Below are 11153 nucleotides of genomic sequence, written 5' to 3' on the forward strand. Positions count from 1 at the left end.
CCGGGTACAGTTTTATTTTTACTGGCGGGAACGTTTGACCAGCTTCATATCGACTTTCGCCGTCTCGTTGACCGCTTCGCCGTCGATGGCTCGCTGCATCAGTTCAAACGCTTTTTCCGCCCAGGTATCTTCATCCTGCTGCATGGACCAGACGCTGTTAGGCAGGAACCCCAGCATGGGGTGCTCATCGAAGGTGCCAATATTGATGTGTTGAGGCACGGTACCGGTACGCTTCCGCAGGGCTTCGATTGCCCCTTCCAGGACGGGTAACGATGAGGCGATAAACGCCTGCGGAACACCCTGGCTGTCGATAAGCGAATCCATCAGGGCATATCCCCCCTCCGGCGTATTGTCCGGCCCTTCGATGACCCACTCGCGATGGTGAATACCGGCTGTTTTCAGGGCCTGCAAATAGCCGTTCAGACGGTCCGTAATGCTGGGCAGTGCGGTATCGCCCACAAGGAACCAGAGCGGCGTTTTGCACTCTTCCAGCATATTGCGGGCCAGTTCATCCCCCCCAGCCTCGTTATGACTCTCTACCAGCGCGTTGTCAGTAAAGCCAAAATCCCGGTCAAGGAGCACCAGTGGCTTTTGGATCTGCCGCAAATGATGCTGCTGATTTTCCAGCGTCGAGGGAACGATAAATAAGCCGTCCACGTTGCGCGCCATCAGAGCTTTTACCAGCTTGTTTTCGTAATCCACATCGTTGTAAGTACAGCTGATCATCAGCTGGTAACCCGAACGGCGGCAGCGCAGTTCGAGTTTCTCGGCGAGCGTTGCAAAGAACACGTTTGAGATGTTGGGCACGATGAGCCCCAGCGTCTCGGTTTTGTTTAACTTCAGACTGCGCGCCGAATGGTTGAGGGTATAGCCGAAGCGCTCGACGTGTTCATTAATTCGGGACTGTGTTTTCACACTGATCCGATACTGTTCGGCTTTCCCGCTCAGTACCAGCCGCACGGTGGTGACGGATAAATTCAGATCCTTCGCTATCTGTTCAACTGTTTTGGCCATCGCTACGCCTCAATCCTTAACGTACGTAAAAACTGCTGATAAAGCATACGCATCCTGCCATTACATTTCCTGCTGCATCAGGAGATTAAGCGCCTGTTGCTGGGTCCACAGCATCAGGTACGCCTCATATTTTTGCCGGTGGAAGGCCGCGGTTTCCGGCCGACAGGTGATGATATCGCCGGCTTTGACCATTTCCCGGGTGGCGTCGGTAAGCGTTGCCCATGCACCGCTCGCCACAGCGCCGCAAATGGCCGCGCCGAGAGTGACCGCATCTTCTTCGGCTAAAAGGTGAATATCGCAGCCTGTGGCATCGGCATACTCCCGCAGCCAGAGCCGGTTATGAGTAGCTCCACCACAAATGACAATGCGCGACAAAGTGTGCCCATGATGTTTCAGAGTATCCATAATGTGTCGTGTGCCGTAGGCAATGGCCTGTAGCGTGGCCAGATAGAGCCTCGCCAGCGCGCGCTCACCGGTCTCTAATGTCAGACCGACAACGCTGCCCCGGGCATCAGGACGCGAACGCGGCGAGCGGTTGCCGTGGTGATCGGCCAGAATGTGCAGGTTGCGGGTGGGATATTTTTCTTCCTGTTCAAGCGCGGCTACCCAGTCGTTGAGTAATGCCACCGGATGGCATTGCGCCGCTTCTGCTTTTGCAAACAGCTCTGCGCTGACTCCGTGCTCGCGCAACGTCCAGTCGACCAGCGCCCCGGCAGCACTTTGCCCGCCTTCCGTCAGCCAGTAGCCCGGCAGCATGGCGCTCCAGTAAGGTCCCCAGACGCCGGGCGTATGGATCTCCGTCTGACTGGCAAGCATATGGCAGTTCGAGGTTCCGCTGATGAGCGCCAGCGTGCCTTCCGGGTGTGAGCCCGTCAGCGCCACGCCACCCGCGTGGGCATCGATCATGCCGCTTGCCACAATCACCTCTTCGGGCAACCCCAGAGCTTGCGCTGCCTGTGGGCTGAGTTTCCCGACGCATTCAGCGACGTCCAGAATAGTATCGGGAATTTTTGTCAGTAAGGTCTCCAGCCCCACCTCCCTGAGCAGCGATTCGCTGAACTGCGCCTCATGCGCAAGGTAGTTCCATTTGCAGGTGAGGGTGCACAGGCTGGCGGCGTCCTGGCCCGTCGCTTTCCAGACCAGAAAATCGGCAAGGTCGAAAAAGCGCCAGGCCTGATTCCATGTTTCAGGATGATGCCGCTGCAACCACAGCAGTTTTGGCAACTCCATCTCGATGCTGACCTCGCCGCCCACGTAGCACAGGGCCGGATCGCGTGTGGCATTGATGTGAACGGTTTCTTCGTGAGCACGATGATCCATCCACATAATGATGTCCTGCGATGCCGGACTGTCCGGGGAGACGCTCAGGCCGTTACCGTCAGCATCCAGCGCGACCAGCGAGCACGTGGCGTCGAAGCCAATCGAACGAATGGCGTCAGGTGAAATCCCAGAGGAGTCGACGGCTTCCCGCACCACCGCACAAACCTGCTGCCAGATTTCCACAGAGGATTGTTCCACGCGCGCATTGCTGGCGTGAAACTGCGAAATCGGACGGGTCGCGAAGCTCAAACGCTCGCCTTGCGCAGAGTAAAGCCCTGCACGAACGCTGGCTGAACCTACATCTACCCCGAGGAAATAGCCGTCACTCATCATGAACTTCCTTATTTTTTACCAAACGGATGCAGCAGTTTATCAATTTCAGGCGTGTTGATATTCTGCGCATTGACATATTTCACTGGAATATCAATTTCTTTGGCCACCGTCTGTCCGGAAATCACCGCGTTCAGCGCTTTTATGCCCTGATAACCAATCTGATAGGCGTCCTGCACCACGAAGCCCTGAATCACACCGTTTTTAAGGAAGTTAATGATGGCTTCGGTGCTGTCAAAACCGATGACTTTTACTTTGCCCTTCAGATTCTGGCTGTCGATAGCGTTCGCAACGCCCAGGGTTGAGCCTTCGTTGGTGGCATAAATACCGGCGATATCCGGGTTGGCCTGAACCATATCAATGGTTTTATCCATCGCTTTTTGCGGGTCGCCATCGCTGTATTGCACCGGCAGTACCTGAATATTCGGGTACTTCTCTTTCATCCGCTCGCTGAACCCTTCAGAGCGCTCAATGGCGGACGTCGTCCCGGCTACGTGAGCGATAATACCCACTTTCCCCTTCTGGCCTACCTGCTCCGCCAGCGCATCCGCAGCCTGTGCGCCCGCCTTACGGTTATTGGTGGCGACAAAGCTGGCCGGGATATCCGAGTTCACGCCCGAGTCGAAGGTCACCACTTTGATCCCCCGGCTGTTGGCGGTTTCGACCAGCGGGGCAAGGGCGTTTGCATCAAGTGCGGCCAGCAACAGGCCGTTTGGCTTTTGTGCCATGGTGTTTTCGACTAACTGGATCTGTTCGGCGATTTGCGTTTCATCGGCAGGGCCAACGTAGCTGGTTTTGTCACCCAACTCTTTTGCGGCAGCTTCCGTTCCCATTTTGACCGTCTGCCAGAATTCGTGCTGGTAACCTTTACTGACCACCGGCAGGTTTAAATCTTTTGCCAGCGCGCTGCTGGACAGGATGGCAACGAGCGACAGGGCGCTCAGGATATGGCTGGTTTTCATTATTTTGCTCCGTTGTAGGGTTGGCAGGGCTTGTTGTATCGAGAACCTAACGCATTCTTTTACGTAACGTGTCCAGGTAGACGGCGGCAACGACGACCACGCCCATCGCCACCATCTGCCAGAACTGGGACACGCCCATGAGATTGAGGCCGTTTTTCAGCACGCTCATAATGAACGCGCCTATGATGGTGCCGCCAATCGTGCCCACGCCGCCCATCAGACTGGTACCGCCGATCACTACCGCCGCAATGGCTTCCAGCTCATAACCCACGCCCACGGTTGGCTGGCCTGAGTTGAGACGAGAGGCGAGGATCACCCCGGCCACGCCGGTTAACAGGCCGCAGAAGGCGTAAACGAAAATTTTCACTCGCTGGACTTTGATCCCGGAAAGGTGTGCCGCCGTTTCATTGCTGCCGACAGCGTAGATATAGCGGCCCATCACCGTTTTCTTCAGGATCCACATGGCGATCAGTGCCACGATGACCAGGTAGAACACCGGATAAGGCAGAACGTCGAACAGGCGACCCTGTGCTAGCAGCTTGAACTGCGGGTAGTCAGAAAAATAAATCGCGCGGCCATCGGTCATCACCATATTGATGCCGCGTACCGACATCATTAAGCCGAGGGTGGCAATAAACGGTGGTATGGTCATTTTGGTGACCAGAAACGCGTTCACATAGCCGCAAAGTCCGCCTGCGAGCACGCCTGCCAGAATACAGACCGGCAACGGCATACCAAACCCGGCGGCGATGCCCACCGCAACCCCTGAGAACGCCACCACCGATCCAAGCGACAGGTCGATCCCGGCGGTAATAATCACAAAGGTCACGCCAATGGCCATGATGCCAATCACCGCCGTTTGCAGGGCGATAGTCATGATATTTTCAGTATTAAAGAAGAACGGAGTGCTGAAGCTGAAAAACAGAACCAGCAATACCAGGCTAAAAAGAGGCGCCAGACGCATCAGGAGCGCTTTATTTATTTTCATCGTATGACTTCCGCTTTGCGGCGATGGAACGGTAACGGACATGATTAATCCTCCAGCGTGGCGTATTGCATGATTTTTTCCTGGGTGGCGTGCTCAGCCGCTATTTCGCCGGCAATGCGGCCGCTGCGCATCACGAGTATGCGGTCGCACATTCCTAATACTTCCGGCAGTTCGGATGAAATCATGATGATCGATTTACCTTTAGCGACAAGGCGATTCATTAATTCGTAGATTTCCAGCTTGGCGCCAACGTCAATTCCCCGGGTTGGCTCATCAAAAATTAAAATATCGGTGTCTTTGCAGACCCAGCGGGCAATAATAATCTTCTGTTGATTACCGCCGCTTAAATTCAGTGCCGCCTGTTCCAGATGTGGCGTTTTTATTCGCAGCGTATCTACCAGTTTCTGGCTGGACTCCCGGCAGCGTTTTTCATCAACATTACCCGCGACGCCAGCGTAGTCCGGGTAATTGCCGAGCATAATGTTCATCTCAACAGAAAGGCCGAGGGCGAGTCCCTCTTTTTTGCGGTCTTCTGTTAAATAGCTGATGCCTTTCTCAATGGCGTCAGCCACGTCTTTAATACGTGTGGGGGTGCCGTTCAGCGTCAGGGTGCCAGCGTCGATCGCATCGGCGCCAAACAGGGCCCGGCCCAGTTCAGTTCGGCCTGCGCCCATTAAGCCAGCGAGACCGAGGATCTCACCGCGCCAGAGGGTAAAGTTGATGTCATGCAGTACACCATTACGCGTCAGGCCGTTCACCTCCAGCACTTTTTCTCTGCGCTGATGCGGCGGGCGTTTTGGGTAGATGTTATCGAGATTGCGGCCAACCATCATGGCGATAAGCTCGCCGATCTGAACCGTTTCATAATCTACGGTGGCGATGTATTGTCCGTCGCGCATGACGGTCGCGCGATCGGCGATCAGCGCCAGCTCTTCCAGACGGTGCGAGATGTAGACAATCCCCGTGCCCTGAGCCTTGAGCATCCGCGTGACGTCAAACAAACTCTCGATTTCACTTTCGGTCAGCGCGGCGGTGGGTTCATCCATGATTAGCACTTTGGCATTGACCGAAATCGCTTTGGCAATTTCCACCATCTGCTGCTGGGCTACGGTTAATTCACTGACGCGGGCGTCCGGGGCGATTTTTAAATTCAGCATGTGCAGTATTTTCTCAACCGCCTGTCGCTGGGCGCGTTTATCTAACTGCCAGCGACTATTTTTGCAGAATTCACGGCCAATAAAGATATTCTCTTCCACGGTTAAATCGGGGAAGAGATTAAATTCCTGATGGATAATCGTAATACCTGCATGCTGAGCACTTAGCGGATCGCTGAATGATACGGATTGCCCTTCAAAGCGAATTTCACCGGCATCAGGTTGGTAAACACCGGATAAAATTTTCATCAGCGTCGATTTGCCGGCACCGTTTTCACCTAAGAGGGCATGAACTTCGCCGCAGCGTAAATCGAAATCAACCTGATTCAGCGCCAGCACGCCGGGAAAGCGTTTGGTAATGCACGTCATCTGAATAAGAGTCTCTGACATTGCAAAATTCCTGTGTTGGAAAGGCAATGAATCACAAGCCACAGTGATTTAGTTAATAAGCTAACTCGACTTAGCTTTCGTCCTTAAAAGCTATTTTAGGGTTATAATTTAGCCAAATCATTTGTATTCAAATTGTGACGTCGTGCAAAGGTATTTTGTTATTTGATTGAATTTAAACGATATGTTTAGTTTTTGCTGAATCGTAATACCTGACACTGATCGAATTTTGACCTCTCATCGTGAAACTGCTCACAGATCCTGCACATTTATCTTGTCTCATTTTTAGTGTGAACCCTAAGCTAATTCGAGTTAGCAAATTTCACCACTTTCCGTTCACGGCGCTGCCTGGGCGCTTTTTCACGGCTATGCCCCTGAGACGGATAGGTTAACCAACGTGAGGAAGGGCTATGAAAACGATAAAAGCGTTACCCCGTATTGGCATTCGACCTGTTATTGATGGCCGCCGAATGGGCGTACGCGAGTCTCTGGAAGAGCAGACCATGAACATGGCGAAAGCCACGGCGGCGCTACTCAGTGAAAAATTACGCCACCCCTGCGGTACGCCCGTTGAGTGCGTGATTGCCGATAGCTGCATTGCCGGAATGGCGGAGACCGCTGCTTGTGAAGAGAAGTTCAGCACGTGCCACGTTGGTCTGACGATCACCGTCACCCCCTGCTGGTGTTACGGGAGTGAAACCATTGATATGGATCCGCTGCGTCCGAAAGCGATCTGGGGCTTTAACGGCACCGAGCGTCCGGGGGCAGTATACCTCGCGGCGGCATTGGCGGCGCATAACCAGAAAGGGATCCCGGCGTTTTCCATATATGGCCACGATGTACAGGATGCGGGCGACGAGACCATCCCGGCAGACGTTGAGGAAAAATTGTTGCGCTTCGCCCGGGCGGGCCTGGCGGTCGCCAGCATGAAGGGGAAAAGTTATCTGTCGGTGGGCGGGGTCTCGATGGGGATTGCGGGCTCGATTGTCGATCACAACTTCTTTGAATCCTGGCTGGGGATGAAGGTGCAGGCGGTGGATATGACCGAACTGCGTCGCCGCATCGATCATAAGATTTACGACGAGCAAGAACTTGAGCTGGCCCTGGACTGGGCGCAAGCACATTTCCGTTTCGGCGAGGATAAAAACGCGGAGCAGTATCGTCGCAATGAACAGGAGAATGCCGCGATCCTGCGGGAGAGTCTGCTGATGGCGATGTGCATCCGCGACATGATGCAGGGTAACCCAAAACTCGCTGCGATGGGCCGCGTGGAGGAATCTCTGGGCTATAACGCCATCGCGTCCGGGTTCCAGGGACAGCGCCACTGGACGGATCAGTATCCAAATGGCGATACCGCAGAGGCGCTGCTGAACAGCTCCTTTGACTGGAACGGTATTCGCCAGCCGTTGGTGGTGGCGACGGAAAATGACAGCCTGAACGGGGTAGCAATGCTGTTTGGACATCTGATGACCGGTACAGCGCAAATCTTTGCCGACGTGCGCACCTACTGGTCGCCAGAGTCGGTTGAGCGTGTTACCGGCCAGAAACTCACTGGACGGGCTGAGCAGGGCATTATTCATCTGATCAACTCCGGCTCGGCGGCACTGGACGGTACAGCGGAGCAGAAAGACGCCGAGGGGAAACCGACCCTGAAACCACACTGGGACATTACTGAGCAGGAAGCCAACGCGTGCCTGGCCGCAACCCACTGGTGTCCGGCGGTGCATGAATACTTTCGCGGGGGCGGTTTCTCATCAAACTTCCTCACCCGAGGTGGCGTGCCATTTACCATGACCCGCGTAAACCTCATCAAGGGGGTGGGCCCGGTATTACAGATAGCGGAAGGCTGGAGTGTTGAGCTGCCGGAAAAAGTACATGACATTCTGAATAAGCGCACCGATTCAACCTGGCCCACCACCTGGTTTGCCCCACGTCTGACCGGTAAAGGCCCGTTCAGCGACGTCTATTCAGTGATGGCGAACTGGGGGGCTAACCACGGAGTATTAACCGTCGGGCACGTCGGTGCTGATTTCATCACCATGGCGTCCATGCTGCGCATTCCCGTGTGCATGCATAACGTACCGGAGGCGCTGATTTATCGGCCGACGGCCTGGGGCGCTCACGGTATGGATCCGGAAGGGCAGGATTACCGCGCCTGTGAAAATTACGGACCGTTATACAAACAATAAGCCGGTTTGCCAGCCTGCTCCGGCGGACTGGCAGCCTGTGGGGACCGCAATGAAAAAATGTTTTCTGGTTCTCGATTGTGGCGCGACGAACGTGCGCGCCATTGCGCTGGATCCTGAAGGGAATATTGTGGCGCGAGCCTCGGTGGCGAACGAAAGCGAAAGTGCCGCTGAAAATCCGGCCTGGCACCAGTGGTCGCTCGACGCCATCATGCAACGTTTTGCCGTCTGTTGTCAGAAAATCAGCGCAGTGCTGAGCAAGCATCAACTGTGCGGAATGAGTGTGACGACCTTTGGCGTGGATGGCGCGCTGGTGGATGAGCGGGGAGAACTGCTTTACCCGATCATCAGCTGGAAATGTCCACGAACCGTGCCGGTGATGGAAGCGGTTGCCCGTTTATGCTCCCCGGCTGAACTACAGCAGATCACCGGCGTTGGGCAGTTTAGTTTCAACACGTTGTATAAGCTAGGCTGGCTTCAGGACAACCATCCCGATCTGTTACAGCGTGCTCACGCCTGGCTTTTTATCTCCTCGCTAATCAACCATCGCCTGACCGGAAAAATGACGACCGATCTCACGATGGCCGGTACCAGTCAGATGTTCGATCTACATCAGCGGTGCTTCAGCGAAACGATCTTAAGCAAGATCGGCGTGCCTCATTCCCTTTTCCCGCCGCTGGTTTCCCCCGGAGAGATGATGGGTGAACTGCAGCCCGACGCTGCATCCAGACTCGGATTGCCTTGCGGTGTGCCGGTGATCTCCGCCGGGCACGATACGCAGTTTGCCCTTTTTGGCGCCGGTGCGGGAATTAATGAGCCGGTTCTCTCTTCGGGAACCTGGGAGATTTTAATGGCGCGCACCTCGCAGGTTGATACCGCTTTACTGGGGCAATACCCGGGCGCGACCTGCGAACTGGATAGCCGGACGGGGCTCTATAATCCGGGAATGCAATATCTGGCGTCTGGCGTACTGGAGTGGATCCGCGCGCTGTTCTGGTCGCCTGATGTCAACTGGGACACTATTCTGGCTCAGGCGGCGGCAATTCCGTACGGGGCGGATGGCGTCACGATGAATACCCAGTTGCTCGATTCTCCGCTCGCTGGCTGGCAGGGCGTTACGCTCACCACCACGCCAGCCCATTTTTACCGCGCAGCCCTGGAAGGACTTACGGTGCATCTGCAAGAAAAACTCCAGGCGCTGGAGGCGATCGCGCAATTTAAGGCGCGTGAACTCCTGCTGGTGGGGGGAGGTAGCCGCAATATGCTGTGGAATCAGCTCAAGTCCAATGCGCTTGGGATCCCGGTGAAGGTTCTTGAAGATGCAGATACGACCGTGCTGGGAGCGTCTTTGTACGGATGGTGGGGCGTCGGAGAAACGGCCAGCGCTGAGGCTGCTCGCGATCGGGTCCACTATCGTTACCGTTATTTCTATCCTGAGGAGCAAAGCCGTGCTTAAAACGATATCCCCACTGATTTCACCCGAGCTGCTGAAAACGCTGGCAGAGATGGGCCATGGTGACGAGATTATTTTTGCAGACGCTCACTTTCCCGCGCACAGCCTGGGGCCAAAGACGATCCGCGCAGATGGCCTGCTCATCAGCGATTTGCTGGCCGCGGTGATACCGCTGTTTGAACTCGACAGCTATGCGCCACCGCTGGTGATGATGGCCCCTGTCGACGGGGATACGCTCGATATACAGGTAGAAGCACGCTATCGCAACGCACTCTTTGGTGAGGCGGAAGGGGAGGGGATTACGCGTATTGACCGTTATGCGTTTTATGCGCGGGCACAGAAAGCGTACGCCATTGTGGTGACAGGCGAGACAGCGAAATACGGCAATATACTGTTAAAGAAAGGGGTTACGCCGTACCAATAAAAAACGCCGGGTTAAACCCGGCGTTTTTACTTCAGTCTTCTTACCAGACGTACGTCAGCAGGCTTTGTGAATCTGGCACCATGAAGTCTACGGACATCATCACGGACAGGGAGGTGATGGCGACAATCGAGAACACAAACAGCTTGCGTGCCCAGACCTTGTCATCTTCCACTTTGTAACCGCGCAGAGCCATGCCGAGCCACCAGACGCTCACCGCAGCGGCCACCACCAGATATTTATATCCGGCGTAACCGCCCAGAGAGAGCATCAGCGTTGCCACGGCAAAAGCGATGATGTACAGCGTGATGTGGTTTTTGGCAACTGAGATGCCTTTCACGACCGGCAGAACCGGAATGTTCGCTGCCTGATAATCCTTAAAGCGGAAAATCGCGATAGCGTAGGAGTGCGGCATCTGCCACAGGCTAAAGATAGCCAGCAGGATCAGCGCACCGCTGTCGAACTCGTTCGTGACGGCGCAGTAGCCAATCACCGGCGGCGCAGCGCCGGAGAGAGAACCAATCAGCGTGCCGTAGACGGAGTGGCGTTTCATATACAGGCTGTAGACGCCTACATACACCACGAACCCCATCACCCCCAGCCAGCAGGCCAGCGGGTTAGCACCAAACCACAGCAGCATAAAGCCAGCAATACCCAGCAAGGTGGCGTACACCAGCGAGACGGAAGGAGCAATCAGGCCTTTAACCAGCACCCGATTTTTGGTCCTTTCCATCTTCTTGTCGATATCCATGTCGATGTAGTTGTTAAATACACAACCGGACGCAACCACCAGTGACACACCGACCAGCGTGTAAATAAAGAGGGTGTAATCAATGCTGCCTTTAGAGGCCAGCAGGAACCCTCCGATTACGGAGATCAGGTTGCCAAAGATGATGCCTGGTTTCGTGACTTGCAGGTATTGCTTAAACATACTCGCC

At 55.0% G+C, this 11153-nt stretch carries 9 protein-coding genes; 3 read left to right on the forward strand and 6 right to left on the reverse strand.

The features are described 5' to 3' along the window. Positions 1–18: 18 nt before the first annotated feature. Genes C3451_RS13000 through C3451_RS13020 form a run of 5 tightly spaced genes read right to left on the reverse strand, consistent with a single transcriptional unit; the run spans position 19 to position 6158 of the window. A complete protein-coding gene (locus C3451_RS13000; protein ID WP_045622325.1) occupies positions 19–1014 on the reverse strand; it encodes a LacI family DNA-binding transcriptional regulator in 996 nt (331 codons plus the stop codon). Between the two features lie 60 nt (positions 1015–1074). Beyond that, on the reverse strand, positions 1075–2664 hold the full coding sequence (locus tag C3451_RS13005; RefSeq protein ID WP_045622320.1) for an FGGY-family carbohydrate kinase: 1590 nt from the start codon (positions 2662–2664) through the stop codon (positions 1075–1077). A gap of 11 nt (positions 2665–2675) precedes the next feature. Continuing rightward, positions 2676–3626, reverse strand: coding sequence for an ABC transporter substrate-binding protein (locus C3451_RS13010; RefSeq protein ID WP_000858088.1), 951 nt, complete (start codon positions 3624–3626; stop codon positions 2676–2678). Positions 3627–3672: 46 nt separating this feature from the next. After that, positions 3673–4656, reverse strand: coding sequence for an ABC transporter permease (locus tag C3451_RS13015; protein WP_045622318.1), 984 nt, complete (start codon positions 4654–4656; stop codon positions 3673–3675). A 2-nt stretch (positions 4657–4658) separates the two neighbouring features. Then, complete coding sequence (locus C3451_RS13020; RefSeq protein WP_045622316.1) at positions 4659–6158, reverse strand: sugar ABC transporter ATP-binding protein; 1500 nt, start codon at positions 6156–6158, stop codon at positions 4659–4661. Positions 6159–6565: 407 nt separating this feature from the next. Here C3451_RS13020 and fucI point away from each other — a divergent pair, with 407 nt between their 5' ends. The 3 genes from fucI to fucU are packed head-to-tail and all read left to right on the forward strand — an operon-like array spanning position 6566 to position 10218. Next, positions 6566–8344, forward strand: a complete 1779-nt coding sequence (gene fucI, locus C3451_RS13025) for an L-fucose isomerase (protein WP_045622315.1) — start codon at positions 6566–6568, stop codon at positions 8342–8344. Between the two features lie 49 nt (positions 8345–8393). Then, a complete protein-coding gene (fucK, locus tag C3451_RS13030) occupies positions 8394–9797 on the forward strand; it encodes an L-fuculokinase (protein ID WP_023305580.1) in 1404 nt (467 codons plus the stop codon). Beyond that, on the forward strand, positions 9790–10218 hold the full coding sequence (gene fucU, locus C3451_RS13035; protein ID WP_022647241.1) for an L-fucose mutarotase: 429 nt from the start codon (positions 9790–9792) through the stop codon (positions 10216–10218). The genes fucK and fucU overlap by 8 nt, the downstream gene beginning before the upstream one ends. A 40-nt stretch (positions 10219–10258) precedes the next feature. Here fucU and cyoE read toward each other — a convergent pair whose 3' ends face one another. After that, positions 10259–11146: a heme o synthase gene (gene cyoE, locus C3451_RS13040; RefSeq protein ID WP_022647242.1), complete on the reverse strand. Its 888-nt coding sequence runs from the start codon at positions 11144–11146 to the stop codon at positions 10259–10261. Between the last annotated feature and the right edge of the window lie 7 nt (positions 11147–11153).

This window comes from Enterobacter sp. 301B (assembly GCF_003850715.1).
GTDB lineage: Bacteria > Pseudomonadota > Gammaproteobacteria > Enterobacterales > Enterobacteriaceae > Enterobacter > Enterobacter intestinihominis.

What these genes read in the sequence shown, in the direction of transcription:
- C3451_RS13020 (WP_045622316.1), bottom strand. Translation starts at nt 6,158, where the DNA reads ATGTCAGAGACTCTTATTCAGATGACGTGCATTACCAAACGCTTTCCC.
- C3451_RS13010 (WP_000858088.1), bottom strand. Translation starts at nt 3,626, where the DNA reads ATGAAAACCAGCCATATCCTGAGCGCCCTGTCGCTCGTTGCCATCCTG.
- C3451_RS13000 (WP_045622325.1), bottom strand. Translation starts at nt 1,014, where the DNA reads ATGGCCAAAACAGTTGAACAGATAGCGAAGGATCTGAATTTATCCGTC.
- C3451_RS13015 (WP_045622318.1), bottom strand. Translation starts at nt 4,656, where the DNA reads ATGTCCGTTACCGTTCCATCGCCGCAAAGCGGAAGTCATACGATGAAA.
- fucI (WP_045622315.1), top strand. Translation starts at nt 6,566, where the DNA reads ATGAAAACGATAAAAGCGTTACCCCGTATTGGCATTCGACCTGTTATT.
- fucK (WP_023305580.1), top strand. Translation starts at nt 8,394, where the DNA reads ATGAAAAAATGTTTTCTGGTTCTCGATTGTGGCGCGACGAACGTGCGC.
- C3451_RS13005 (WP_045622320.1), bottom strand. Translation starts at nt 2,664, where the DNA reads ATGAGTGACGGCTATTTCCTCGGGGTAGATGTAGGTTCAGCCAGCGTT.
- cyoE (WP_022647242.1), bottom strand. Translation starts at nt 11,146, where the DNA reads ATGTTTAAGCAATACCTGCAAGTCACGAAACCAGGCATCATCTTTGGC.